The organism is Acinetobacter sp. B51(2017) (genome assembly GCF_003711395.1).
Classification (GTDB): Bacteria; Pseudomonadota; Gammaproteobacteria; order Pseudomonadales; family Moraxellaceae; genus Acinetobacter.
In genome coordinates this window covers 13,191-39,238 of record NZ_PJRJ01000026.1, presented here as the reverse complement: position 1 = coordinate 39,238, position 26,048 = coordinate 13,191, and the positions used below count along the sequence as shown (strand labels likewise).

Sequence of the window (26,048 nt, the reverse complement as noted above, 5' to 3'; positions counted from 1 at the left end):
TTTTTTCGCAAGAGATGCGATGGATGTCTGGTGATTTATAGTCATAAATTTTAGTCCCCACTTGTTTTTAAGTGGGGACTAAATTAAGGCTTATAGGATGAATTCATAAGGTGTGTTCAGCGGACGCTTACGGGCTATCAAATCAGCCGACAAATTGATGTGGTCTATGGCAGTACGGTACGCAGTAAACATGTCGGACGTGACTTGCTCGCAGGTCTTAAAAATATTGTTGGTGGTGAGCTCACCGCTTATACCGAACTGTTAGAAGAATCACGCCAAGAAGCCATGAACCGCATGATTGCCAAAGCACAAAGTTTGGGGGCTAATGCAGTGATTGGCATTCGTTTTTCGACCTCCAATATTGCTCAAGGTGCCTCAGAATTATTTGTCTATGGTACAGCAGTGGTGGTGGAACCCATGACTGCAAAACTGCCTGACCCATTTACGAGTTAAACTATGGAAAATCTTATTTTCCAACTCGCAGTGTTTGCGCTGTTATTTATTGTCGGTTTTACCTTTGGCCGTTATAACGAACGTAAACATTTAGCAGAACTTGCAGCCAATGAAGCGCGTTTGGCGTATATCACTACAGATAGTCAACGCTTTATCAGCAGTCCTCATCAAGGGCATTTGGTCAGTAGTAATTTGGTGATTTCACATGATTACTTTAAGTTTGTACTGGCTAGCATTCAAAATTTCTTTGGTGGACGCTTGCACAGTTATGAAAGCATTTTAGAACGTGCACGGCGCGAGGCCTTGGTGCGCTTAAAATTAGAAGCCGAAAAAATGGGCGCAAGCCATATTATGGGCTTACGTTTAAGCACCACTGAAATGGGCATGCAAGGCAGTATGATCGAAGTCTTTGCTTATGGGACCGCCATTCAAAAAGATCAATAGACCTGTCCTGAACCCTCTCCTATAATATAAGGAGAGGGCCAATCGCTTTATTTAACTTTGGTTTTACGAATCATTTTATATAACAGCTTAGGTGACAGACGCGAGACTAATACCCCGAGTTTTTCTTTCAATCCACCAACCACCACGTACTCTTGTCCTTCAGCTAAAGCTTGTAACACAGTTTGCGCAAATTCATCGGCATCTAAGCCATTTTCAATCGCACTGTCTTGATGGCCTTGCGGTTTACCCTCGCCATTTAAAGCATTAAAAGACACATTGGTTTTGACAAAACCTGGAAATACCACCGAAACTTGAACCCCATACTCTGCGACTTCGGCACGTAAGCTATTGGCCCATAGATGAATCGCAGCTTTGGCGGCTGAATACGTGGCGCGGTATTGGGTACCCAATAAGCCTGCTACACTAGAAATAAACACAATACGACCGCTTTTTTGGCTTAAAAAAGTGGGTAATACGGTTTTGGTGAAAAACACTTGCGAGAAGTAATCCACTTCCATAATCGCACGTTCAGTCTGCATTGTGGTGTCTTGAATCAACGCGCGCTGACTTAAACCTGCATTATTAATTAAATAATCAATACGCCCTTTTTGCTCTAGCACCGTGGCATAGGCATGCCGCACATCTGCTTCATTGGTGACATCCGCCGCGACCACTAAATGTCGCTCAGGCGATTTAAGCGTTTGTCGCACTTGTTCTAGCACCTCAACACGGCGTGCAGTTAAAATCACCTGTGCATCTTGTGCTGCAAAGGCTTTGGCTAATGCCTCACCTAAACCTGAAGATGCACCCGTAATCCATACCACTTGATCTGCCAAGTTCTGCTGTGTTGTCATCATGTCATCCTTAAGGCGTATTAATTTGAATAAATTTTAAAAAATGTTGTAAATAAGCTTGAGCTTGTTCAGGTGTTAACTGTTTGGCCATTTTTTCTAAGCGTTTATAACCCATCTGCGTGGTCAGTCCAATCACACCCGCTAAACTTTTATCGACCACAAAATTAAACTTAAGCTTTTGTTTAGGTCGACGCACCAACTGAGTCACCCCTTGATCAATAATCTCAACCACAGTGGCAAAGGCTGCAGGAACTTTTGTTGGGTCATCGCTAAGATTTTGACATTGCGTTGTAAATTTGCGGGCCAGTGCTGGCGCAATCGGATAATGAAGCCATGTTTGTCCATCATGCACCGAGGTCATCGCGGCTAAATCATTCATTAATAGTGTTAAGCGCTCATTACTTAATAATTGCATCGACCACGGCAGATGTTTACGAATCGTGGCAATAATCTGCTCCACGGTGTGTTCAGATTCAAAGTGCTGTTGCTCAGCAGAAATTTGGCTTAAATAACCAAATACTTGCTCGACAATTTGACATGCAATCTCAGCTAAATTTTCCCCCACAGGCTGGGCCAAACTGTCTGGATGGCCAAGATTTAACAGTTGTTGCAATTCTAAAAATCGTCGATAGGTGGTGGGTTGTATATTCAGTTGCACCATGTCATCCATACTGACCTCTTATTGTTGTTCTAAAGCTATGTGTTAAGCATAGGCGAAGTGCTGCGATATGCCAATTGCATAAACTTTGATTTTGCGAAATCCCGCAGCTTAAGATTTTTTGCTACAATGCTTACAATTTTTATCCACTTTTGATCTGTTCGAACTATGACTGATTCAGCGCAAAATATCGCGACAACCTACGATCCGACCGAGATCGAGAAAAAATGGTACCAAACTTGGGAAGAGCGTGGTTACTTCAAACCGTCTGAAAAAGGCGAGTCTTTCTGTATCATGATTCCGCCACCAAACGTCACTGGTAGCTTGCACATGGGTCATGGTTTTAACAATGCCATTATGGATGCCCTGACGCGTCATAAGCGTATGTCTGGTTTTAACACGCTTTGGCAACCAGGAACTGACCACGCAGGTATTGCAACGCAAATGGTTGTAGAACGTCAGTTGGGTGCACAAGGCATTAGCCGTCATGATCTTGGTCGTGAAAAGTTCATCGACAAAATCTGGGAATGGAAAGAACAATCAGGCGGTACCATTACCCGTCAAATCCGTCGTTTAGGTTCGTCTGTAGATTGGTCACGTGAACGCTTTACCATGGATGAAGGCTTATCAAATGCTGTGAAAGAAGTGTTTGTAAAACTGCATGAAGATGGTTTGATCTACCGTGGTAAACGTCTTGTTAACTGGGATCCAAAATTACAAACTGCCCTTTCTGACTTAGAAGTTGAGTCTGATAAAGAAGAACAAGGTTCACTGTGGCACTTCAAATATTTCTTTGAAGATAAGTCACTTCGCACCCACGATGGTAAAGATCACATCGTTGTAGCGACCACGCGTCCTGAAACATTACTCGGTGATACTGCGGTTGCTGTTGCACTTGATGATGAACGCTATGCACACCTTGTAGGTCAAAACATCATCCTACCAATTACAGGTCGTGCAGTTCCTATCGTTAAAGACGAATATGTAGACAAAGAATTTGGTACAGGCTGTGTAAAAATTACCCCTGCGCATGACTTCAATGACTATGAAGTAGGTAAACGCTGCGAATTACCAATCATCAACATCTTCAACAAAAATGCTGAAGTATTGGCTGAGTTTGAATACATCGCGAAAGCGGGCGAGCAAATTTCTAAAACTATTCCTGCACCTGCGGACTACATTGGTTTAGAACGTTTTGAAGCTCGTAAAAAGTTAGTTGAACAAGCGGAATCTGAAGGTTGGTTAGACCAAATTCAACCATACACATTGAAACCACCTCGCGGTGACCGTTCAGGTGTGATCGTTGAGCCATTATTAACAGACCAATGGTATGTGAAAATTGCGCCGCTTGCTGAACCTGCAATCAAAGCTGTAAAAGATGGCGACATCAAATTTGTCCCTGAACAATACAGCAACATGTACATGGCGTGGATGAACAACATTCAAGACTGGTGTATCTCGCGTCAATTGTGGTGGGGTCACCGTATTCCTGCTTGGTACGATGCTGAAGGCAATGTTTACGTGGGTCGTAACGAAGACGAAGTTCGTGCGAAAAACGGTATTGCACCTGAAGTTGAATTGAACCAAGACGAAGACGTATTGGATACATGGTTCTCATCGGGTCTTTGGACATTCTCAACGTTAGGTTGGACGGGTGACGAAGCGAAAGATAAAGAAAACTACTTCTTAAATACGTTCCACCCGACTGATGTGTTGGTAACTGGTTTCGACATCATCTTCTTCTGGGTTGCGCGTATGATTATGCTTACGATGCACTTCATGAAAAATGAAGATGGTACGCCTCAAGTACCGTTTAAAACTGTATATGTACACGGTTTGGTACGTGATGGCGAAGGTCAGAAGATGTCTAAATCTAAGGGTAACGTACTTGACCCACTCGATTTGATTGACGGTGTTGATCTTGAAACTTTAGTACAAAAACGTACAACAGGTTTGATGAACCCGAAACAAGCGGCGAAGATTGAAAAATCAACCCGTAAAGAATTCCCTGAAGGGATTCAATCTTACGGTACAGACGCAGTTCGTTTCACATTCTGTGCGCTTGCAAACACAGGTCGTGACATTAAGTTCGACATGAAACGTGTTGAAGGTTACCGTAACTTTGCCAACAAAATCTGGAACGGTACACGTTTCGTGATGATGAATGTCGAAGGTCAAACGGTTGGTCAAACTGCACGTCCTGATCTTTGGGAATTGCCTGAACAATGGATCGTAAGCCGTCTACAAAAAGCGACTGCTGCGGTGCAAACTGCGTTTGCAACGTATCGTTTAGACTTAGCTGCGCAAGCCATTTACGAGTTCATTTGGAATGAATATTGTGACTGGTATGTAGAGCTGACGAAGCCTGTTCTGAATGACGAAAACGTATCTGAAGAGCGTAAAGCTGAAGTACGTCGTGTTCTTCTTTCTGTAATGGAAGCATCGTTACGTTTAGCGCATCCATTGATGCCGTACCTGACAGAAGAAATCTGGCAAACGCTTGCACCTAAACTTGGTTTGGCTGGCGAAACCATTATGCTGGCACAATACCCTGTTGCTGACCAAGCGTTAATGAATGACCAAGCTGAAGCTGATATGCAATGGCTGCAAGGTTTGATTGGTGCGGTACGTAACATCCGTGGTGAAATGGGTCTAGGTAATGCGCGCTTGTTGCCTGTTCTGCTTCAAAACACAACTGAGGTGGAAAAAGCGCAAATCGCACGTATTGAACCGTTATTTAAAGCATTGGCAAAAGTTGAAAGCATTACCTTCCTAGCGGATGCTGAACAACCACCATTGTCTTCTTCTTCTGTAGTCGGTCATGTGTCTGTATTCGTTCCGATGAAGGGTTTAATTGACCCTAAAGCGGAATTGGGTCGTCTACAAAAAGACTTAGACAAGGTTCAAAAACAGCATGACCAAATTGCAACTAAACTTGCGAATGAAGGTTTTGTAGCGAAAGCACCTGCGGCTGTGGTTGAAGGCGAGAAAGTAAAACTTGCTGAATTTGCTGATCAGTTAGCGAAGATTAAAGCGAATATGGAGCAGATTGCAGCGCTTTAATGTGTAGTTTGATTCAAAAAAATCCCCTCATTTGAGGGGATTTCTATTTACTCTTCTTCCCAATCCAAATCCTCATCCTCCCAATTGATATAAGAAGAATCATCTAAATAACGAGTAAAACTGAATTCATTTAAATTTTCATAAAAATGAATTAATTTATTTACTTCTTGATCGACTATATTTTCTTGCTCTAATGTTAATTTTGGCAAATGTATATCATGACGACCACTTTCGCATGCAAAAATATTGCCCTGATCATATATTGCTTCTGTCTTGTAATTACCTTGAGCTAAATCATGACCAAAATAATAAGCAAATTTTTGCCATTTCCAAGCTTCAATCAAATCATTCTCTTTTAATTCTTTGATTTCATCGAATCCATCACAGACGATTCGATCAAATATATCTCTTAGACACTCTTCATTACCACGCTTTGCTAATTCCAATTCTATATCTGATGGATAATTTGAATGACTATAGTCATACATATCTTCATCAAAATCGTCGTCATCAACGCAATGATCATTATCTCCAAATTGATAAAGTTCTAACTGAGCGGGAAAATTTCCTAAATCAGCAGCAATTTTTAAATACTTTATATAGTTATCTTTATATTCATCATTACGTTCTTTTTCTTTAATAAAATTATCTAAGCTTGCTTTCCAAGTTGGACTAATTTCTTTACCTTGCAAATATTTATGATAAAGATAATTCATATCTTTATTCTGCTTATCAAAATCACTTTCACAATCACTATAAAATTGTGCAATCAAATATGGATAAATAGAAACCTGAGGAAACTCTGTAAAGGTTTTTTTCAGCCGTTCTAAAACATTGTCATGCAGTGAATCATCATCCAAAGCATGTCTAACAAGCTGACTTATTTCCTCTTTTGTTAAATATAAAAAATGATAATTTGAAAGATGCTTTTGAAAAAAAGGTGCTAGTGCAATTGAGACGTTTAATTCCTCACAGCGATTTTCAAATAACTCTCCATCCAACTGGTCATCGATTGAATCTGTAAAAATTGGGTAAGAACTTAGTTTTAGACTATTAAAAGTTTTAAATCCAAAAAGTGCTGCAACTATTTCATTTATATAAGAACGTTTAATCTCAATATCATGAAATTTAGTAGTTTGCTGTATTTCAAAAGCTAATGCGCTGATCGTAGAGATGTTTATCCTTAAAGTTGTTTCTTAGAATCAAATTTGGACACACGTTTAAACTTTTGAATCTAATAGTGAAACAAAATAAAGAAAACATTAAGAAGAATAGACTATTCAATATAAAAATAGATTTTTGTCTTTTTTACTCGTGTGTAAGTAAGGTGGACACCTATATTTAATAATAGCAATCAAAATTTAAAAATCAAGTTTTTTATGATTTCTCAATTTTATTTACTCTCAAACTCAATCACCAAACCAATTTCATGAAAGTAAAAATCCACAATATAAGGTTGGATCACATGCTGGCGTATAAACTTTAAATCCATAAAACGCCTTGCACGTAAAATCTGCCACATCAAACTTTCTGCATCAGTGGCAGAATGGCGCATGTTTCGCGCGAATTCTAATAATTTTGGGTTTATCATTTTTCTTATTACCTCTCCCTAGCCCTCTCCTTAAAGGAGAGGGAACGTTCATTATTAAATTACTTGTGGAATGTAACCCCCTCTCCCTATGGGAGAGGGTTGGGGTGAGGGTCTATAGCACTCCATGTTCCAACAACATCTCTAACCCACTCTCTTTCCCCATATACATGAGTCTTTGCTTTTCCGCTTTAAGCTGTTGCTTCACCGCCGACACATCTGCATCAATCTGCTTATACAATTGCTCAATATTGAGTTGCCCTTTTGATTTTTGCACCGCAATTTTGGCTTTATTCGACCACACCAGCGAATCAATCAATTCCTGAATTTGTTTTTTTAACGATTGGCTTTGTGCTTCTAAAGCCTGTTGATAAAACTTAACTTGCTCGGTGCTTAAACCCTTATTTGAACCGTTTTTACTTTGCTCAACTTCAAGCTGAAGTTTGAGTAAAAAGAATAAATCTTCCTGTTCATAAGCCTCATTGGCACGTTGTAATAACTCGGTCTTTTCTGCTTTTTTAGCTTCATCAGGCTCACGGTCAGGGTGAATAATCGAGGCAATTTTTAAATACACGGTTTTTAGCGATTGATTCACCATCTTCTCAGCTTGAACAAGTTTGTCTTGCTGACGTTTGAGCTTGGCTTGTTCTTTTGCTTGTTGATATTGATCGCTGTCCCAATCTTCAAACTCATCGTCAACTTTTGCATCTTTATTTTCAGGCGCTTCAAAAGACGTTTCTTTCTTATTGGACTTTTTCTTCGCGTACTCGTTCGCCTGCTGATAATAGCCATACATCTTGTCAACTTCATCGCTCTGCTGTTGATTTAGCATTCGAGAGCCTTGCAATAAACGCGCAAGGGCTTGAATTTTATCTTCAACAGTCGCTGTATCGGTTTTACTCAAACGATACAACGTTAAGCTATTCCATAAGGTCTGCATCTGTTCATACAGCGTGGTATATAAATCACGATAAGCAGGCATTATTGCCTTTTGGCTATAGGCACGAATCTGGTCTTGCGCCTGTTGCCATGCAGCGAGCAATGCCTTTTGCTGTTCAATTTCATCAATTAAACGATTCAGTTTTCTATGCTGCGGAGAAACTTCCAACACAGTTGGGGCGGTGGTTTTAGGCAACAATGACATAAACGATCTAACACAAAGCACAATGTGACTATTATGCCTAGCTTGCATTCAACACACTATCCCCAGTTTTTTTCGTATTCGCAAACAGCCCTTAAAACTTCACAAAACAGTAAAACTTAAATAACTTCAACTTGCTAGAGTAAAGCGATAACAAGAAAGAGTTTAAGGCATGGATCTGGCGCAGCTATTTATTCACGACACCACACTGGCATTTGTCTTTGAAATTATGGTGCGCTGTGTGCTGATGTATATATTAATTATCCTGTTTTTACGCTTAACCGGAAAACGCGGGGTGCGTCAACTGTCGATTTTTGAAGTGGCGATTTTATTGGCGCTTGGCTCAATTGCCGGCGATCCCATGTTTGATGAAGAGCTGCCAATTTTACAAGCGGTGTTGGTGATGAGTGTGGTGATTATCATGTATCGCCTGACCACTTGGCTAATGATGAAATACCAACCCTTTGAGGATTTAATTGAAGGTAAATCTTTATATGTGGTTGAAGATGGCATGTTGGTGCTCGACAAAATTCAACGCGGTAAAATGTCGCATGACGAATTCTTTGCTGAAATGCGCCAACAAGGCGTCGAACATTTGGGTCAAGTGCGCGTGGGTCTGCTCGAAACCGATGGCAAGTTTAGTATTTTATTTTATCCCGATGAACAAGTGCGCCATGGCCTGCCGCTGTTTCCCAAAGCAGCTCAAATCGTCTATCAAGTGCAGCCTGAGGTGCAATATGCCTGCACCTATTGCGGCTTTATTACTACGCTTAGTTCCGCACAAACGCCATGTGTACGCTGTGGTTGCCATAAATGGACTGAAGCGATGAATACGTTACGGATCACTTAAGGAGTTGCTATGCCCACTCAAGCCGATTTAATTTTTAATCAAGAACTAGCCGCTTGGGTACAGGCGGTCGGTTCGGTGATTGCGATTTTTGTGGCGGTGTGTGTACCTTTGTATTTAAATCATTTACAGCAACAACGTGATTTAGCAGTTGAGCAACTACAAAAACAAAAATACTTTGTCACGCTCTTACCCACACTGTACCGCATTCAGCGTTATAGCCAAGATTTCATTCAACAAATCCTCGCGCATCCTGAGCAAGATCAGCATATTCTGCATCACTTAGAAAGTGAGTATCTAGAATTAGTGCCTGTATTTGCTAAAGAGCTGCATATTTTTGTGCATAGTCAAATTTATGACGATTTACTCAATCAACTGGCCTTTCAACTGTTTCATGCCGAAGAAATTTTGGCGCAGTATTTACACAATCCAAAGCAGCAATTAAAGCAACAACAACGTTTGGTCGTACATAGCCAAGAGATTTTAAAACTCAGTGAGCAACTTATTCAAAACATTGAACAATATTATATCAAAACCAAAGTTTAAGCCAAAGCTTGGCATAGGCTTTGCTTATCTGCTGATGCAGCAAAACCTGTTTAAGCCAATAAACAATGACGCTACAGCTTAAATTTGCCGAAAAATAGTGCTTGAGCTTACGATCTGATCTCGATTAAGATGCAAAAAAGCTGCATTTTTAAGCAGTTATTTTCTATGTTGCAACATTATAAAAATCGAAACCATTATACAAAAATAGAGGAATAACCATGTTAAAAAAAGTCCTTTGTGCCAGTGCTTTACTCTTGGGTTTAAGCGCGTGTAGCAATGATCAAGCCCCTAAAACAGATACTGCCAATAGCAATGCTGCACCAAGCTCAGGCACTTTAGACAAAATCAAACAATCAGGCACTGTGGTGCTGGGTTACCGTGACTCATCCATTCCATTTTCTTACATTGCCGATAATCCAAATCAACCTGTGGGTTTTGCCCACGATTTACAACTGCAAGTAGTTGAAGCACTGAAAAAAGAACTCAATAATCCGAACCTAAAAATTCGCTATAACTTAGTCACTAGTCAAAATCGTATTCCTTTAGTGTCTAATGGAACAGTGGATTTAGAATGTGGCTCAACCACCAACAACAAAGAACGTCAGCAACAAGTAGATTTCTCGGTCGGCTTCTTCCAAGTCGGTTCACGTTTACTCACCGCGAATGATTCTGGCGTGAAAGATTTTGCTGATCTCAAAGGCAAAAAGTTAGTCACCACTGCCGGTACCACATCAGAACGCTATATTCGTCAACATGAAAAAGAACTGGGCATTGGTGAGGTCATTTCTGCCAAAGACCATGCTGAATCGTTCCTGATGCTACAAAACGGACGTGCTGCTGCGTTTATGATGGATGATATTTTATTGGCCGGTGAAAAATCTAAAGCCAAAGATCCTAATAAATGGGTGATTGTCGGTACGGCGCCAATTCAAGAAGTCTATGGCTGTATGTTACGTAAAGGTGATACTGGCTTTAAGCAAGTGGTCGATGATGCGATTAAAGCCACGTATGCTTCAGGTCAAATCAACGACATGTATAAAAAATGGTTTGAACAGCCAATTCCACCTAAAAACATTAACTTAAACTTCCCTATGTCAGATGCGGTTAAAGCTTTAATCTCCAATCCACATGATCGTGATCAATAATTTTTGCCTACTTTGAAGCCAAGCGTTTGGCTTCAAAGTATAAGGAGAGCCTATGAATTATAGTTGGAATTGGGGTGTACTCTGGCAAACCACAGGCGTCGGTGACAGCACCTACCTCGATTGGCTGATCACTGGCTTAGGCTGGCTGTTTGTGATTGCGCTTGTGGCATGGAGTATTGCGCTGGTCTTAGGCAGTATTTTGGGCATTATGCGGACCTTACCCAGTAAAACTGCGCGCGGCATAGGTACAGCGTATGTGACTTTATTTCGTAATGTACCGTTGCTGATTCAGTTATTTATTTGGTTTTACGTGGTGCCTAACTTTTTACCCGATGCGATTAAAAGTTGGTGGATGAATGATTTAGGTGCCAATACCACAGCCCTCATTTCAGCCAGTGTCGGTTTAGGTTTATTTACTGCTGCACGCGTCTGTGAACAAGTCCGTACAGGGATTGAAGCTTTACCGCGGGGTCAAATTAATGCCGGCTATGCGATGGGCTTTAGCACCTTTCAGCTCTATCGCTATATTATTTTGCCGCAATCCTTTCGCATGATTTTGCCACCGTTAAGTTCAGAGCTCACTAACTGCGTTAAAAACACCTCGATTGCTTCTTTGGTGGGTGTGGCTGAAATTATCTCGCAAATGAAAACCATCAGCGAATATACCCAAAACACCATAGAAATTTATACCTACGTCACCCTTGTCTTTATTGTAATTAACATCTGCCTGATTCAAGGCATGAACCTATTGGAAAAACGCTTACGTATTCCAGGGCTCATGGCAGGAGGGTCAAAATAATGGATTGGCTCACTGTATTTTTAACCGACTTACACGCGTCTTACCCTGCCCTATGGCATGGCTTTAGCATCACCTTAAAAGTGCTGCTGTTTGCTACCGTAGGCGGGATTTTTATTGGCACGTTGTTGGCGCTGATGCGTTTATCTTCGAGTAAAGTTTTAAACCTCTTTGCGCAAAGCTATGTCAATCTGTTTCGCTCGATTCCATTGCTCTTGGTATTAATGTGGTTTTACTTTGCCGTACCGTTTATTTATACCGGTGTGACGGGTAAATACCTCACCATTGATACCGCCTTGGTTTCAAGTATTGTGGCGTTTATGCTATTTGAAGCCGCGTACTTTGCCGAAATCGTGCGTGCTGGTATTCAATCTATTCCGAAAGGGCAAAGTGCTGCTGCCTTAGCCTTAGGCATGAACTATGGGCAATCGATGCGTTTCATTATTTTGCCGCAAGCCTTTCGTAAAATGACTCCGCTGTTATTGCAGCAAAGTATTATTTTATTTCAAGATTCCACCATGGTGTATGCCATTGGTTTACTCGATTTCTTTAGAACCAATTATGTACGTGGTGACCTGATGTCACTGCTGACTCAATATATTTTATTTGCCGGTTTGGTCTACTTTACTGTGAGTATGCTCGCAACATTCTTGGTGAAAAAACTGCAACAAAGGTTACGTGTATGACAGACGTCATGATTGATATTCAAAACATCAGCAAATGGTATGGCAACTTCCAAGTCCTCACCGACTGCAACACGCAAATTCGCCAAGGTGAAGTGGTGGTGGTGTGTGGCCCTTCAGGTTCGGGTAAATCCACCTTAATTAAAACCGTCAATGGCTTAGAACCCTTCCAACAAGGCGATATTGTGGTGGATGGCATGCGTTTAAAAGATCCAAAAACCAATTTAAACCAATTACGTAGCCGTGTGGGCATGGTGTTTCAACATTTTGAATTATTTCCGCATTTGAGTATTCAAGACAATCTCACCATTGCCCAAGTCAAAGTTTTAGGACGTAGTCAAGCTGACGCTGAGAAAAAAGGCTTGGCCTATTTAGATCGGGTTGGTTTAAGCCAACATGCCAAAAAATACCCCGCTGAACTTTCAGGGGGTCAGCAGCAACGCGTTGCCATTGCTCGCGCTTTAAGTATGGACCCCATCGCCATGCTGTTTGATGAACCCACCTCAGCGCTTGACCCTGAAATGATTAATGAAGTGTTAGATGTGATGGTGGAACTAGCCAAAGAAGGTATGACCATGATGTGTGTAACGCATGAGATGGGCTTTGCCCGCCAAGGCGCCAATCGGGTGATTTTTATGGATCAAGGCAAGATTATTGAAGATTGCTCTAAAGATGATTTCTTTAATACGCAACGCAGCGAACGCGCACAACATTTTTTAGAGAAAATTTTACATTAAACGATACGTGCCAATCTCACCCTGCATCGCTGTAGCAAAGAAAGTTTATACTGATAAATAGTGCCAAACTTCATCCAACTGGCTGATTTTTGGTACATCAAGCAGCTGTTGACTGTGATGAAAACCTTGTAACCATAGCGCATACATCCCCGCCCCTTGTGCACCTTGCATATCATTGATGGGATGATCACCCACAAACACACACTGCTGTGGCGCTAAATCCAAACACGTTGCAGTATGAATAAAAATTTCTGGCTGTGGCTTACGAATCCCGACTAATTCTGAACTATGCACCATATCAAAATAATCTAAAAACCCCAATCCTTGTAAAATATTCAGGCGGGTTTGATGACCACCATTGGAAATAATACCCAATTTAAAATTTTGGCTTTTTAGTTGCTGTAGTAGCTGCTCAGCCCCTGGCATGGCGACAGCCAAACGGGCAAAATGGCGAAACCAAAACGCAATCAAGGCTTCAAGCTCAGGCATACTGTTCCAGTTCAGTTGTTGCTGTAAAGCATAACCTACCGATGCTGCAATACTGGCATGCGTGAGTAATTCAGGCTTGGGGTAACCGCCATTATCAATGCGACGTATAATGTTTATCACAGTGTCCAAAGCATCGGGCTGTATATTATTCTGATAATGTTCTACCAAGTGCCGGCTATAGGCCTGCACACTTTGATCACGATGGGTTAAGGTATTGTCCAAATCAAATAAAACGGCTTGAATTTGCATATAAAGTCAGCCTAAATAAGATTTAATCTAGCATATCGTGGCATCTCAATCCTCACCCTACTGAGCTAAAAAATAAAAAAGGCGCGATATGCGCCTTTTTGTGATGCTTAGAATTTATATTCAAAGCCTGTGCCCAACAAAAATTGTTGATCTTCTTGTGCAGCTTGTTCAATGCTTAAATAGCCGGCATGACCATAGACTTTGACTTGCTTAGAAAAAGCATAATCTACACCTGCCAATACTTGCTGTAGCTCATAATCCGCTGTGGTATCTTTGAAGCTCACTGTGTTTTGGCTGTACTGCGCTTTGACTGTCCATGCTTGAGCATGTGCGAGCTTGTATTCTGCCCCCACTAACCATGCTTGCGCATCATCAATGTTTTGCACTGTGAGATCTTGTGCTGGTTTTTCACCCGCTTGGGTGTCAGCAATTTCAGAGACCTGGTATAAAGCACGTAATGACACACCGCTGTCTAAATTGACACGAGCAATGGCACGTAGGTTATCTGCTGCTGCAATGACATTCGAAGCTGCTGTGACTTCTTGGTGTTGTGCATTTAAAAAACCGCGACTGAGGAAACGGCTTGGCATGGCTTTGTCATAACCGACACCGGCTAAGAATTTTTGATCGCTATACACAACCGATGAGGACCAAGAATCACTAAGTCCACGACCAGAAACGCCATAACCGCCTTTGCTGGCTTTAATTCGCTCTTCGCCTTCACCCGTCGCCAACTGTACTTTGGCATCAACCTGACCTTGACCAACTTTAAAGCTTGGCGTTTCATAGACCACGCTATTATCAATACGGGTTTCGCCTGCCATGATGCCGTGAATATCAGCATTGTTTTCTACATAGTTGTTAAAAGTATCTACTTGTGCAGAGAGCTGTTTCACGGGGGTATCTATTTTACCTAGTTTTAGCGTACCCAATTGTTGATCTTTTAGACCAATCAATAGGTTACGTGGTACAAAGCTATCACCACTACCGCTTTGACCATCATCACCATAAAAGGTAAATTCAGCTTGATACAATGCGCTTAAACGCTCATTGAGCTTTTGATCGCCTTTTAAGCCAATAAATGAGTTATTTGAACTGAGCTCGGTCACATCACGATCACGACCGCTGGCATTGTCTTCTTTTAAGTAATCGATACTTAAATCAATTTCACCATAAAAACTTGGTGCAGCCACCGCAGAGAATGTGACGCTGGATAGCGCGACCAACAGCGCCAATTGAGTGTTCATCAGGGAGATCCTTGTTACAATTTAGCCGCGCATGTTACATGGCTGTTGGGGAGAAGAAAAACAATTAAAAAATTATTTATATATATTTTTTAATGGGTTAGATTATTTTTTTAGACAGATCTATGTGTTTGCCAACGGTAGATTGGATACAGTGCCAAGAGTGCCACCACCACAATGCATTTTAAATACAGTGCATAGCCCACTGCATCAGCCAAAACGCCACTGAAGATATATAGCCCGCCGCTGACGCTCGCCATGAGCGCAACTTGTAAGCTAAAGTCAGTGCCTGCCCATGCTGGACGGCTGTATTGCATAATTAAGGTAAGCATCACCACCAACAACATACTTGAAATAGCATCTTCTAGGGCGTTAATGCTATAGATCAGCCATGCACTCACAACTTGTTGCTGTTGATATTGCTCTGCTAACCATGCATAGGCTACTAAGCTTAAAATTTTAGCGATAGATAGAGCAACTAAAGCACGCTCACGACTTAGCACTTGCAGCAGCAGACCTGCCAGTCCGGCACCCACTAAAGCAGCTATTGCCCCAAGCACGCTAATATATAAGCCAATTTGTTGAAGACTTAAGCCTAAATCGACCATGAGGGTTTTAAGTATCGGGCCCGCCAAACCGTCGGCCAATTTAAAACTTAACAGTACGCCTAGCCATGCCCATAACTCAGGCTTGGATTTAAAATAAGTAAAATAGCTTTTTAAGCTTTGTTTGAATAATTGTTGCTGTGACTTTTTTAGCACTTGTCCATGCCGTGACCATAAAATCGGCAGACTATTGAAGGCAACTAACCCAGCCAACATTAAAAAGGTCGCTTGCCATTGCCATATGTCAAGCAGCCATAACAACACACCGCCACCCACAATAAAACCCAAACGTGAGCCAAGTACTTGTAAAGTATTGCCCCAATGTTGGCTGCGGCTATGCAACACCCGCACCGCTAAAGCATCAGTGGCAATATCTTGCGTAGCGGCAGCAAAATTCATAACCAATAACAACACAAAAAACAGCATTAAATAGCTAGGTTGATCCAGCGCCTGCACGGGTAAAAAAGACAGCGCCACCAAACTTGCCACCATAATCAATTGCAGCGGAATAATCCAAGCACGGTACGCGCCATAACGATCAATCAGTGGTGCCCAAAACACTTTGATTGACCAAGGTAGCATTAAAAGACCAAAGCCACCAATATGCGCCAAAGATACGCTTTCAGCCCGTAAAATCACTGGCAAAGCATGGGTCATAAAGCCCACAGGTAAGCCTTGTGCCCAATACAACGAAAATAACAGCAAGTAGATGTGCGGCATGTGGATGAAATTTGGGCATAAAAATCGTAGACACATTTTGCCGCTATATTTTTTAACTGAAAAGCCTAAACTATTTATGTTGTAAATCAATTAAGGATTGCTAATGTCCACATTGCCACTTTTACCGGATCGAGTGCCTAAACGCCACGGCAAATTCAGTCAAAAGTTTTTTAAGCAATTGTATTTAGCACAAGGCTGGCAATTTCAAGGTGAATTTCCCAATTTAGCCAAAGCAGTGGCAATTGTCATGCCGCATACTTCAAATTTAGATGGCTGGTATGGTTTTAATTTTGTGGTGGCCATAGATCTTAAAATTCATATGTTTGCCAAAGCCAGTTTATTTAACACCCCACTCAAACCCTTACTCAATTGGCTTGATGTCATCCCCGTCAAACGCAATGCTTCGCAAGGTTTAACCCAGCAAGCGATTCATGAATTACGTAGCCGTGAGCAAATTTGGCTGGGCATGACCCCAGAAGGGACACGGCATAATGCCACTGAATTTAGAAGTGGCTTTTATCGTATTGCGTTGGGCGCAGAGGTGCCCATAGTTATGTTTGCCTTAGATTATGCGCAAAAAATCATTCACTGTTTAGGCGCATTCGAAGCAACAGGTGATTATGACGCCGACCTAAAGCACATATTGGCTTTATATCGCGATAAAATTTCTTCCAAACACCCTGAACGTTTAGCTCAACCTTTGCAAAAAAAATAGTATGCAGGCAACTCATGTAAAAAGCCCAGCTTGGGCTTTTTACATGAGTTGTAACTAAGTTTTAATCATTTCTACACTTATGTTACAGTCAAAGTTCTTCGCAACATAGGATACTGCCATGTGGAACATTGAACCGTGGCACTGGCTGGTCTTGGCGATTATGCTCATTTTAGCTGAATTGATTTTGCCCTCTTTTGCTGCACTGTGGTTTGGGGTAGGTGCTTTAGTGGTGAGCCTATTATATTGGCTTTTTCCTAGCATGGGATTGACCGCCCAACTGCTGATTTGGATGCTGTTATCAATCATCTGCACAGTGGCATGGTTTAAGCTGATTAAACCGCTGTCGATTGATAAAACCAAAGCAGGTTTATCGCGTGAAGCCACCATTGGGCAAGTGGGCATGGTCATCGAAAGTCATCTTGAGCATGAACATATTAAAGTACGTTTCTCTGTCCCTGTTTTAGGTGCAGATGAATGGCAATGCCGCAGCTTAAAGCCAGTCAAGGTTGGCGACCGAGTTCGTGTCGTGGATATTTTAGGCAATGACTTATTGGTTGAGCCACACACATCACAACAACAATGAGATTAAATTTATGCCAGTGAGTAGTATTATTGGATTAGCCCTATTGGCCTTTGTTGCGATCACCATTTTTAAGGGCGTACGTATTGTGCCGCAAGGTTATAAGTGGATTGTACAACGTTTAGGTAAATATCATACCACCTTGCAACCGGGGTTAAACTTTGTCATTCCTTATGTCGATGAAGTGGCTTATAAAGTCACCACCAAAGATATTGTTTTAGATATCCCATCGCAAGAAGTGATTACCCGTGATAACGCGGTGTTACTGATGAATGCAGTGGCTTATATTAATTTAACCACACCCGAAAAAGCAGTTTATGGTATCGAAAACTATTCATGGGCCATTCAAAACTTAGTGCAAACATCGCTACGTTCGATTGTGGGTGAAATGGACTTAGATGATGCCTTGTCCTCACGCGATCATATTAAAGCTAAACTGAAAACTGCCATTTCTGATGATATTTCCGATTGGGGTATTACCTTAAAGACGGTTGAAATCCAAGACATTAAACCATCACATACCATGCAAGCGGCAATGGAAGAACAAGCGGCGGCAGAACGTCAACGTCGTGCCACCGTCACCAAAGCTGATGGTGAAAAACAAGCGGCGATTTTAGAAGCCGATGGTCGTTTAGAAGCCTCACGCCGTGATGCAGAAGCACAAGTCGTGTTAGCCGAAGCATCGCAAAAAGCCATTAGCATGGTGTCCTCAGCAGTCGGGGATAAAGAAATTCCTGTCGCTTATTTATTAGGTGAACAATACGTCAAAGCCATGCAAGAAATGGCCAAATCCAATAATGCCAAAACTGTGGTTTTACCAGCTGATGTACTCAATACCATTCGTGGTGTGATGGGACAAAACCGTTAAAAATCCTTTTTTTTAAAAATGATAGACAGTGTCAAAGCTGTCTATTTTTTATGTGTATATGAAAACTTCAGCAAGCAATCTAAAATTATGGTTAAATTTCGCGTTTATTTTTGAAAAAATTCGGACTTGTGGTCAGGAATGAAGCAAGGCGGCAACAGCGTCTGGAACCGCTTTTGATCAACTGTCCAACTTGAAAAATGGATCATGTATGAGCTCCCTGAATCCCACTCTTATTACCTTTTTATTTTATATTGTCGCCATGGTCGCGATTGGCCTGATGGCTTATCGCGCCACAGCTAACTTTTCTGACTATATCTTAGGTGGTCGTCGCTTAGGTAGTTTTGTCACTGCCCTTTCGGCTGGTGCATCAGATATGAGCGGTTGGTTACTGATGGGTTTACCCGGCGCTATTTATCTCTCTGGCCTGTCTGAAATGTGGATCGCAATTGGTCTGATTATTGGTGCATGGCTCAATTGGCTGTTGGTCGCAGGTCGTTTACGCGTACATACCGAAGTGCAGCATAATGCACTGACCTTGCCAGATTATTTCTCTAATCGTTTTAATGATCAAAAGAAAGTATTACGTATTGTTTCAGCATTCGTGATTTTAATTTTCTTTGCCATTTATTGTGCTTCAGGCATGGTTGCAGGCGCGCGCCTTTTCGAAAGCATGTTTGATATGTCATACAGCACCGCGCTTTGGATTAGTGCCATTGCCACCATTAGTTATGTCTTTATTGGTGGTTTCTTGGCAGTGTCTTGGACAGATACCTTCCAAGCGGGTCTGATGATCTTTGCTTTAATTTTAACCCCTGTTGTGACCTTAATGACCTTCTCTGATATGTCACAAGTCAGCTTAGCTTTAGAAGCTGCGCGTCCTCAAGCCACCGACCTGATTGGAAATTTAAGCTTTGTCGCAATTATGTCTTTATTGGCATGGGGCTTAGGTTATTTTGGTCAACCGCATATTTTAGTGCGCTTTATGGCTGCGGATTCTGTGAAATCGATTCCTAACGCACGCCGTATTGGTATGACATGGATGATCTTATGTTTGGGCGGCGCAGTAGCTGCGGGCTTCTTTGGTATTGCTTACTTCCAAGCCAATCCAGAGTTGGCCAGTGTGGTGAATGCCAACCCTGAAACTGTGTTTATGGAATTGACTAAAATTTTATTCAATCCATGGATTGCAGGTGTGGTACTGGCTGCTATTTTAGCCGCCGTAATGAGTACACTTAGCTGTCAGCTTTTGGTGTGTTCAAGTACTTTAACTGAAGATTTTTATAAATCACTACTGCGTAAAAATGCCAGCCAAAACGAATTAGTTTGGGTGGGTCGTGTCATGGTACTGATGATCGCATTACTTGCGATTTGGATGGCGGGTAATCCTGAATCTAAAGTGCTAGGCTTAGTCGCTTATGCTTGGGCAGGTTTTGGTGCGGCATTTGGTCCACTGATTATCTTATCTTTGTTCTGGCGTCGTATGACCTTAAATGGCGCTTTAGCGGGTATGATTATTGGTGCGGTCATGGTGATTGTATGGAAAAACGTATGGGGTGATACCGGTGTATATGAAATTATTCCGGGCTTTATCTGTTCAACTATCGCGATTGTGCTGGTAAGCCTAATGGGCAAAGCACCAACTGCTGAAGTGACAGATCGTTTTGACCAAGCAGATCGCTTATATAAAGAAGCCACCAAATAATTGATCTTTGAATGCTAAAGAAAAGCCCGCAAATTGCGGGCTTTTTTTATTTCTTTTTAGTTAAGCGTTTAGCAGGCCATGTCATGATAAAACGCGCTCCGCCTAAACTTGGGCTTTGGTCAATGCAGACTTCTCCACCAAACCAATAGGCAATACGACTGACAATCGACAAGCCTAAGCCATAGCCGCCAGAAGCACGGGTACGGCTATCATCTAAACGGGCAAATGCTTCAAAAATCCGCTCACGCTCTGCCTCTGGAATACCGGGGCCATCATCTTCAACACAAATATAAGCTAAACCCTGCTCGTTTAAGCCACCACTCATCAGCACTTTACTGTCAGCATAACGTACCGCATTACCGACTAAGTTTTGAATGACACGGTGCAAATAACGGCGCTCGGTTTCGACTTCTAAAGCCACAGGTGGCGCTTGTAATTCTAAAATTTTACCAGTTTTTAAAGCTTCGGTTTCGGTGAGCACTTGATCGAGCACCTCAAACAAAGAGACCTGTGCAAAATCTAAGGATGGCATACCTTGCTCAAGCTTGGCATAGGTCATGATTTCATCAATTAAGGTATTTAAGGCCTCAATATCTTTATCAATCATATCCATTTGTTGCTGACGATATTCGTAATCATCTTCATCCACCAACATTTCCAACGCAAAACGAATGCGTGCCACAGGGGTACGTAGTTCATGCGATACCGCACGCATCAGTTCACGCTGCGCTTCAATTAAGCGCTGGATATGTTCAGCCATGTTGTTATAACTGGTGGCTAAGTTTGCCAGTTCATCGGTACCATCTACAGGTAAACGCACTGATAAATCACCGCCTTGAATTTGATCTAAAGCACGATTCACTTCGCGAATCTTACGCTGCATTGGAATCATTAAGCCGTAAACTCCCAAACTCAAAATAAACAGACTGAGTAAGGTAATACCAGCGGCCAACTCAAATGGCATCCAGTTAAACAGCGGTACTGGCCCAATCACAATAGCTTGGGTTGGATCACGCTCTAAAGGGCTAATAATTGAAATGGTGGTACCACGAATGGATGGATTATCTTTATAAACAATAATGCCATTACCCAAACGTAAACGACTGAGCTGTTCTGAATCTAAGGATAAATCACGTAAATTTTGAATGCTAACAGGATAAGAAAAATGCTCTTGAATGTTGGCTAGATATTTGGCTTCTTGGCCTGAGTAATAGGCCAAATAATCTTGAATAAATACCGGCAAAAATTTCATTTGCTGTTCGGTAATCTCATCAATTTGCGCATACAAGTAATGATCTGGGTCATCTTTGATGCCCATCACCACATAAGCAATCGAATTTTCAGCTTGATAACGCACCACTGCTTTTTGTTCAGCAATACGGCGGTTTTCAGCGCGTGACAATGACACTTGATCAGCACGCACATAAAAAATCGGTAGCCCCAAGAGATTTGAGGCATCCGAGATCCAATCTTCTTTTTGCTGCTGATTGGATTGACGTGCAATGCCCTCACTAATGATATAAGCCATGCCATCGGTCAGTGACTCACGGTATTCTTGAGCACGTTGATAATTGATAATTTGCGTGAGTACATAACCTGAACAGGCAACCAGCACCATCAAAATCAACAGTCCAGCATAAATCCGTAAAAAGATACTGTGTTTAAACACCTAAGGCTTGTCCTATATCAGGGGGCTAAAAAACGATTAAATCCCGTTGGTTTCTTTTACAAATAAATAACCTTTACTACGTACGGTTTTAATACGTTTTGGATTTTCTGGATCATCGCCAATTTTTGGACGAATACGCGAAATACGCACGTCAATTGAACGGTCTTGACCGTCATATTCAATGCCGCGTAAACGCTCAAAAATATCTTCACGCGATAAGATACGACCCGCATTAGAGGCCAATAACCACAATAAGTCATATTCTGCGCTAGTGAAATCAACGAGGTCACCATTTAAGGTCACCGAACGACCACCGTTATCAATGACTAAATCATCAAATTCGATGCGCTGTGCCACTTCATCTTCAGCCACTTTGTCGGTACGACGTAGTAGCGCACGAATACGCGCCAGTAATACGCGTGGCTGAACTGGTTTTGCAACATAGTCATCAGCACCCATTTCTAGACCTAAAACTTGGTCCATGTCTTCGGTACGCGCTGTCAGCATTAAAATCGGTTGATGGTAATGTGGGCGCACTTCACGGCAAATGGTCAGACCATCAGCACCCGGCAACATCACATCTAACACCACCAAATCGGGCTGTTCTGCAATAATACGACGGATCGCACGGTTACCGTCGGTTTCTACCCCAACTTCTAAGCCATTACGGATTAAATATTCTTGCGTTAAGCGTGCTAAACGCTCGTCATCTTCAACAATTAAAATTTTAGGTAACTTTTCTTCTTGGCTCATGGACAATGCCCCTTTATTAACTTGACGTATCCTTTAAAATCCAATAGATACGCTTAAATATAAGTTGCAATATACACACGTTTACATTGTAAACAAGACTCCATTCACCAAACTGATACATCAAAGTAGCAAATTGTTATATTTTTTTAATCTTCGGCAATTGCTTACTCTTCGCAATGGATTGAAATGTCATTTTTTAAACAATTAATGCATGTTTTTTGCCTAACAAAAATTAAATTTGCCGCTTTTTCAGTTATCCACAACTTTATCTATATTCTCTTTTGCCAAGCTTTGCTATGCTATGCCACACGGGGCAAGGCTTAAAGATAAAGTCTGCCTTTTTTTATTTTTTGACAGAAGTTTGATTCGAAAACTTTTCTAAAATGTCAATATTGATCTACCACGGATTTTCCCGTATCTTGTGCCCAATCCTACTTTAAACCACTAAGTCTTGTGTTTATTTACAAACGCGATGGGTAGCTATTGCCAACTTAAGCTGTACAATAAATAGTAACTTAATGGTGTACAAACCAATAAAGAGTTGATGCAATGAGCGTAACCACAGCGACCCCCGGTCAACTTCAAGTGATTAAACGCACTGGTGAAGTTGCCGCTTTTGATGCTGAAAAGATTTCAGTTGCCATTGGCAAAGCATTCTTAGCCGTAGAAGGCCAGCCAAGTGCTGAATCAAGCCGTATTCATGATCGTATTGAACAATTAACTGAAATGGTACTTAACACGTTTAAACGTCGTTTACCTTCAGGTGGCACGATTCATATTGAAGAAATTCAAGATCAAGTTGAATTGGCGCTTATGCGTACTGGCGAGCAAAAAGTGGCGCGTGCTTATGTGATTTATCGTGAACAACGTGCAGAAGCGCGTAAACAATTAAACGCAAATCATCATCCAACTTTACAAATTTTAGACCAAAATGGTCAGTTAAAACCGCTTGATTTAAGCGCTTTAACCGCAACCATCGCCACTGCTGCCCAAGGCCTAGAAGGCATTGACGTACAAGCCATTGTGGATGAAACCGTTAAAAACTTATATAACGGCGTAAAAGAATATGACATCTCAACCACAATGATGATGGCAACCCGTACCCGTATTGAACAAGAGCCAAACTACACCTATGTAACTGCGCGTTTATTACGTGACAACTTAGTGGCCACTGGTCTTGAGTTTTTAGGTTTAGACGTTGCAACTGCTGAAGGTGATGCTTTAGAGACGTTCTTAAAGAAAGGTATCGAGCTTGATCTTTTATCGCCAGAGTTACTTAACTTTGACCTTGCTAAATTGGCAGCAGCGATCAAACCAGAGCGCTCTAACCAATTTACCTACTTAGGTTTACAAACTTTATTTGACCGTTACTTCATCCACTCAGATGGCGTACGTTTTGAATTACCGCAATTGTTCTTCATGCGTGTTTCAATGGGCTTAAGCTTAAATGAAGCTAACCGCGAAGAACGTGCAATTGAGTTCTACAACTTACTCTCTAGCTTCGACTACATGGCGTCTACACCAACGCTATTTAACTCAGGTACGCTTCGTCCACAGTTATCAAGCTGCTACTTAACCACAATTGATGACGACTTGTACGACATTTATGGCGCAATGCGTGATAACGCAATGTTGTCTAAATGGGCAGGCGGTTTAGGTAACGACTGGACACCAGTTCGTGCGCTTAACTCATACATCAAAGGCACCAACGGTAAATCTCAAGGTGTGGTTCCATTCCTTAAAGTAGCCAACGATACTGCGGTTGCGGTTAACCAAGGTGGTAAACGTAAAGGTGCAGTATGTGCATACCTTGAAACTTGGCACTTAGACATCGAAGAATTCCTAGAGCTTCGTAAGAACACTGGTGATGACCGTCGTCGTACCCATGACATGAACACAGCGAACTGGGTTCCTGATTTATTCATGCAACGTGTGATTGAAGACAAAGATTGGACGCTATTCACGCCATCTGAAACACCTGATCTACACGATTTAACCGGTGCTGAATTCGCTGAGCGTTATGCTTACTACGAAGGCATTGCCAAAGAAAACAACATGCTTCATAAAGTCATTCGTGCGAAAGACTTATGGCGCAAAATGTTGTCTATGCTATTTGAAACAGGTCACCCGTGGATCACATTCAAAGACGTATGTAACTTACGTTCACCACAACAACACGTTGGTGTAGTTCACTCTTCTAACTTGTGTACAGAAATTACCCTAAACACAAGCAAAGACGAAATTGCAGTATGTAACTTAGGTTCAATTAACTTAGTACAACACGTTCAAGGTGGTGTATTAGATCGCGAAAAACTAGCGCGCACAGTAAAAACTGCTGTTCGTATGCTTGATAACGTCATTGATATCAACTACTACGCTGTTCCACAAGCGCGTAATTCAAACCTTAAACATCGCCCTGTCGGTATGGGTATCATGGGCTTCCAAGATGCACTATACGAAATGGGTATAGCGTACGGTTCTGACGCGGCTGTGAACTTTGCTGATGAATCAATGGAAGTGATTTCTTACTACGCAATCCAAACCTCTAGCGATTTAGCCATTGAACGTGGTACATACGAAACATTTAAAGGTTCATTATGGGATCAAGGTATTTTACCAATTGATTCATTAAACCTAGTTGCAAAAACACGTCCTGAAGGCATGTTTGAAGTAGACCGTACTCAGCGTTTGGATTGGGACACATTACGTGCCAAAGTTCAAAAAGACGGTATGCGTAACTCAAACGTGATGGCAATTGCACCAACTGCAACCATTTCAAACATTTGTGGCGTTTCGCAATCGATTGAACCAACATTCCAAAACTTATATGTGAAATCTAACCTGTCAGGTGAATTCACAGTGATCAACCCGTACCTAGTACGTGCGTTAAAAGATCGCGGTCTTTGGGATTCTGTGATGGTGAATGATCTTAAACACTTCGAAGGTTCGGTACAAAAAATTGCCCGTATCCCAGAAGAGTTAAAAGCAATCTTCGCGACTGCATTTGAAGTTGAACCACGTTGGATCGTTGATGCTGCATCACGTCGTCAAAAGTGGATTGACCAAGCGCAATCACTGAACTTGTACATCTCTGGTGCAAACGGTAAGAAACTTGACATCACGTATAAGATGGCTTGGTTACGTGGTCTAAAAACCACTTACTACCTACGTGCATTAGGTGCGACTTCTGCTGAGAAATCGACGATTAACACTGGCGCATTAAACGCGGTGAAATCTACGATTGCCCCTACTGCTGCTCCTGTCGCTGCGCCAGTTGAAGCGAAAGCTGCTGCTTCTGTAGAAGAAGAAGGTTTTGCAAATGCAGCACCAGTGCCACAAGCATGTTCAATTGACAATCCAGATTGTGAGGCTTGTCAGTAATTTAACCATATTAGGAATCAACAGAGATTTATCTCATCATTGCGGCTTAGCAATGGTTGATTCTTATGAGTGGTTAGCATAAGAACTCACTTTTGCTACTTCAAATGATTGGTTCCTT

Annotated in this window: 23 protein-coding genes and 1 pseudogene; 14 read left to right on the top strand and 10 right to left on the bottom strand. The window is 41.8% G+C overall.

The window, feature by feature from the left end; all coding sequences use genetic code 11:
• Positions 1-105: 105 nt before the first annotated feature.
• Together CYK47_RS11845 and CYK47_RS11840 are read left to right on the top strand one after the other, a co-directional pair.
• On the top strand, positions 106-453 hold the full coding sequence (locus CYK47_RS11845; RefSeq protein ID WP_122902027.1) for a YbjQ family protein: 348 nt from the start codon (positions 106-108) through the stop codon (positions 451-453).
• A 3-nt stretch (positions 454-456) separates the two neighbouring features.
• Entirely contained in the window at positions 457-897 is a 441-nt protein-coding gene (locus CYK47_RS11840; RefSeq protein ID WP_122902025.1) for a YbjQ family protein, read from the top strand.
• A 47-nt stretch (positions 898-944) separates the two neighbouring features.
• Here CYK47_RS11840 and CYK47_RS11835 read toward each other — a convergent pair whose 3' ends face one another.
• Both CYK47_RS11835 and CYK47_RS11830 read right to left on the bottom strand, forming a co-directional pair.
• On the bottom strand, positions 945-1,751 hold the full coding sequence (locus tag CYK47_RS11835; protein ID WP_122902023.1) for an SDR family oxidoreductase: 807 nt from the start codon (positions 1,749-1,751) through the stop codon (positions 945-947).
• A 10-nt stretch (positions 1,752-1,761) separates the two neighbouring features.
• Positions 1,762-2,421, bottom strand: a complete 660-nt coding sequence (locus CYK47_RS11830; RefSeq protein WP_122902021.1) for a hypothetical protein — start codon at positions 2,419-2,421, stop codon at positions 1,762-1,764.
• A gap of 156 nt (positions 2,422-2,577) precedes the next feature.
• On the opposite strand from CYK47_RS11830, the gene CYK47_RS11825 reads away from it, so the two are divergent.
• Entirely contained in the window at positions 2,578-5,472 is a 2,895-nt protein-coding gene (locus tag CYK47_RS11825) for a valine--tRNA ligase (RefSeq protein WP_122902019.1), read from the top strand.
• Between the two features lie 47 nt (positions 5,473-5,519).
• Here the strand turns inward: CYK47_RS11825 and CYK47_RS15720 are convergent, their stop codons facing one another.
• The 3 genes and pseudogenes from CYK47_RS15720 to CYK47_RS11810 form a co-directional block, all read right to left on the bottom strand.
• Entirely contained in the window at positions 5,520-6,473 is a 954-nt protein-coding gene (locus CYK47_RS15720; protein WP_252150277.1) for a hypothetical protein, read from the bottom strand.
• A gap of 401 nt (positions 6,474-6,874) precedes the next feature.
• Positions 6,875-7,063 (bottom strand): annotated as a pseudogene (locus CYK47_RS11815) (endonuclease domain-containing protein); the annotation flags it as partial.
• Between the two features lie 112 nt (positions 7,064-7,175).
• Positions 7,176-8,204: a molecular chaperone DnaJ gene (locus CYK47_RS11810; RefSeq protein WP_122902015.1), complete on the bottom strand. Its 1,029-nt coding sequence runs from the start codon at positions 8,202-8,204 to the stop codon at positions 7,176-7,178.
• Between the two features lie 169 nt (positions 8,205-8,373).
• Here CYK47_RS11810 and CYK47_RS11805 point away from each other — a divergent pair, with 169 nt between their 5' ends.
• From CYK47_RS11805 to CYK47_RS11780, 6 genes are all read left to right on the top strand, one after another.
• A complete protein-coding gene (locus tag CYK47_RS11805) occupies positions 8,374-9,051 on the top strand; it encodes a DUF421 domain-containing protein (RefSeq protein ID WP_122902013.1) in 678 nt (225 codons plus the stop codon).
• 9 nt (positions 9,052-9,060) lie between these two features.
• A complete protein-coding gene (locus tag CYK47_RS11800; protein ID WP_122902011.1) occupies positions 9,061-9,594 on the top strand; it encodes a hypothetical protein in 534 nt (177 codons plus the stop codon).
• Between the two features lie 218 nt (positions 9,595-9,812).
• Positions 9,813-10,739: a transporter substrate-binding domain-containing protein gene (locus CYK47_RS11795; protein WP_122902009.1), complete on the top strand. Its 927-nt coding sequence runs from the start codon at positions 9,813-9,815 to the stop codon at positions 10,737-10,739.
• Positions 10,740-10,791: 52 nt separating this feature from the next.
• On the top strand, positions 10,792-11,538 hold the full coding sequence (locus CYK47_RS11790; RefSeq protein ID WP_122902007.1) for an amino acid ABC transporter permease: 747 nt from the start codon (positions 10,792-10,794) through the stop codon (positions 11,536-11,538).
• Entirely contained in the window at positions 11,538-12,221 is a 684-nt protein-coding gene (locus CYK47_RS11785; protein ID WP_122902005.1) for an ABC transporter permease subunit, read from the top strand. Before CYK47_RS11790 ends, CYK47_RS11785 begins: the two co-directional genes overlap by 1 nt.
• 8 nt (positions 12,222-12,229) lie before the next feature.
• The gene (locus CYK47_RS11780; protein WP_171407324.1) at positions 12,230-12,955 is read left to right on the top strand and encodes an amino acid ABC transporter ATP-binding protein; all 726 of its coding nucleotides are present in this window, start codon (positions 12,230-12,232) and stop codon (positions 12,953-12,955) included.
• Between the two features lie 45 nt (positions 12,956-13,000).
• Here the strand turns inward: CYK47_RS11780 and CYK47_RS11775 are convergent, their stop codons facing one another.
• The 3 genes from CYK47_RS11775 to CYK47_RS11765 all read right to left on the bottom strand — a co-directional run bounded on the left by CYK47_RS11775 (position 13,001) and on the right by CYK47_RS11765 (position 16,262).
• Positions 13,001-13,693 carry an HAD family hydrolase gene (locus tag CYK47_RS11775; protein WP_122902001.1) on the bottom strand — a complete coding sequence of 231 codons (693 nt, stop codon included), beginning with the start codon at positions 13,691-13,693 and terminating at the stop codon, positions 13,001-13,003.
• 107 nt (positions 13,694-13,800) lie between these two features.
• Positions 13,801-14,940, bottom strand: coding sequence for a porin (locus tag CYK47_RS11770; RefSeq protein WP_122901999.1), 1,140 nt, complete (start codon positions 14,938-14,940; stop codon positions 13,801-13,803).
• A 110-nt stretch (positions 14,941-15,050) separates the two neighbouring features.
• Positions 15,051-16,262, bottom strand: a complete 1,212-nt coding sequence (locus CYK47_RS11765) for an MFS transporter (RefSeq protein ID WP_122901998.1) — start codon at positions 16,260-16,262, stop codon at positions 15,051-15,053.
• Positions 16,263-16,365: 103 nt separating this feature from the next.
• Here CYK47_RS11765 and CYK47_RS11760 point away from each other — a divergent pair, with 103 nt between their 5' ends.
• From CYK47_RS11760 to putP, 4 genes are all read left to right on the top strand, one after another.
• Positions 16,366-16,977, top strand: a complete 612-nt coding sequence (locus CYK47_RS11760) for a 1-acyl-sn-glycerol-3-phosphate acyltransferase (RefSeq protein WP_122901996.1) — start codon at positions 16,366-16,368, stop codon at positions 16,975-16,977.
• A 118-nt stretch (positions 16,978-17,095) separates the two neighbouring features.
• Positions 17,096-17,560, top strand: a complete 465-nt coding sequence (locus tag CYK47_RS11755; RefSeq protein ID WP_122901994.1) for an NfeD family protein — start codon at positions 17,096-17,098, stop codon at positions 17,558-17,560.
• Between the two features lie 10 nt (positions 17,561-17,570).
• Positions 17,571-18,425, top strand: coding sequence for an SPFH domain-containing protein (locus CYK47_RS11750; RefSeq protein ID WP_122901992.1), 855 nt, complete (start codon positions 17,571-17,573; stop codon positions 18,423-18,425).
• A gap of 208 nt (positions 18,426-18,633) precedes the next feature.
• Positions 18,634-20,127, top strand: a complete 1,494-nt coding sequence (gene putP / locus CYK47_RS11745; RefSeq protein WP_122901990.1) for a sodium/proline symporter PutP — start codon at positions 18,634-18,636, stop codon at positions 20,125-20,127.
• Positions 20,128-20,173: 46 nt separating this feature from the next.
• Here putP and CYK47_RS11740 read toward each other — a convergent pair whose 3' ends face one another.
• A complete protein-coding gene (locus CYK47_RS11740) occupies positions 20,174-21,796 on the bottom strand; it encodes an ATP-binding protein (protein ID WP_122901988.1) in 1,623 nt (540 codons plus the stop codon).
• 36 nt (positions 21,797-21,832) lie between these two features.
• A complete protein-coding gene (gene bfmR, locus CYK47_RS11735) occupies positions 21,833-22,549 on the bottom strand; it encodes a response regulator transcription factor BfmR (protein ID WP_122901986.1) in 717 nt (238 codons plus the stop codon).
• A 549-nt stretch (positions 22,550-23,098) separates the two neighbouring features.
• Here bfmR and CYK47_RS11730 point away from each other — a divergent pair.
• Positions 23,099-25,930, top strand: coding sequence for a ribonucleoside-diphosphate reductase subunit alpha (locus CYK47_RS11730; RefSeq protein ID WP_122901984.1), 2,832 nt, complete (start codon positions 23,099-23,101; stop codon positions 25,928-25,930).
• Positions 25,931-26,048 lie beyond the last annotated feature (118 nt).

What these genes read in the sequence shown, in the direction of transcription:
- CYK47_RS11840 (WP_122902025.1), top strand. Translation starts at nt 457, where the DNA reads ATGGAAAATCTTATTTTCCAACTCGCAGTGTTTGCGCTGTTATTTATT.
- CYK47_RS11835 (WP_122902023.1), bottom strand. Translation starts at nt 1,751, where the DNA reads ATGACAACACAGCAGAACTTGGCAGATCAAGTGGTATGGATTACGGGT.
- CYK47_RS11830 (WP_122902021.1), bottom strand. Translation starts at nt 2,421, where the DNA reads ATGGATGACATGGTGCAACTGAATATACAACCCACCACCTATCGACGA.
- CYK47_RS11825 (WP_122902019.1), top strand. Translation starts at nt 2,578, where the DNA reads ATGACTGATTCAGCGCAAAATATCGCGACAACCTACGATCCGACCGAG.
- CYK47_RS11810 (WP_122902015.1), bottom strand. Translation starts at nt 8,204, where the DNA reads ATGTCATTGTTGCCTAAAACCACCGCCCCAACTGTGTTGGAAGTTTCT.
- CYK47_RS11805 (WP_122902013.1), top strand. Translation starts at nt 8,374, where the DNA reads ATGGATCTGGCGCAGCTATTTATTCACGACACCACACTGGCATTTGTC.
- CYK47_RS11800 (WP_122902011.1), top strand. Translation starts at nt 9,061, where the DNA reads ATGCCCACTCAAGCCGATTTAATTTTTAATCAAGAACTAGCCGCTTGG.
- CYK47_RS11795 (WP_122902009.1), top strand. Translation starts at nt 9,813, where the DNA reads ATGTTAAAAAAAGTCCTTTGTGCCAGTGCTTTACTCTTGGGTTTAAGC.
- CYK47_RS11790 (WP_122902007.1), top strand. Translation starts at nt 10,792, where the DNA reads ATGAATTATAGTTGGAATTGGGGTGTACTCTGGCAAACCACAGGCGTC.
- CYK47_RS11785 (WP_122902005.1), top strand. Translation starts at nt 11,538, where the DNA reads ATGGATTGGCTCACTGTATTTTTAACCGACTTACACGCGTCTTACCCT.
- CYK47_RS11780 (WP_171407324.1), top strand. Translation starts at nt 12,230, where the DNA reads ATGATTGATATTCAAAACATCAGCAAATGGTATGGCAACTTCCAAGTC.
- CYK47_RS11775 (WP_122902001.1), bottom strand. Translation starts at nt 13,693, where the DNA reads ATGCAAATTCAAGCCGTTTTATTTGATTTGGACAATACCTTAACCCAT.
- CYK47_RS11770 (WP_122901999.1), bottom strand. Translation starts at nt 14,940, where the DNA reads ATGAACACTCAATTGGCGCTGTTGGTCGCGCTATCCAGCGTCACATTC.
- CYK47_RS11765 (WP_122901998.1), bottom strand. Translation starts at nt 16,262, where the DNA reads ATGCCGCACATCTACTTGCTGTTATTTTCGTTGTATTGGGCACAAGGC.
- CYK47_RS11760 (WP_122901996.1), top strand. Translation starts at nt 16,366, where the DNA reads ATGTCCACATTGCCACTTTTACCGGATCGAGTGCCTAAACGCCACGGC.
- CYK47_RS11755 (WP_122901994.1), top strand. Translation starts at nt 17,096, where the DNA reads ATGTGGAACATTGAACCGTGGCACTGGCTGGTCTTGGCGATTATGCTC.
- CYK47_RS11750 (WP_122901992.1), top strand. Translation starts at nt 17,571, where the DNA reads ATGCCAGTGAGTAGTATTATTGGATTAGCCCTATTGGCCTTTGTTGCG.
- putP (WP_122901990.1), top strand. Translation starts at nt 18,634, where the DNA reads ATGAGCTCCCTGAATCCCACTCTTATTACCTTTTTATTTTATATTGTC.
- bfmR (WP_122901986.1), bottom strand. Translation starts at nt 22,549, where the DNA reads ATGAGCCAAGAAGAAAAGTTACCTAAAATTTTAATTGTTGAAGATGAC.
- CYK47_RS11730 (WP_122901984.1), top strand. Translation starts at nt 23,099, where the DNA reads ATGAGCGTAACCACAGCGACCCCCGGTCAACTTCAAGTGATTAAACGC.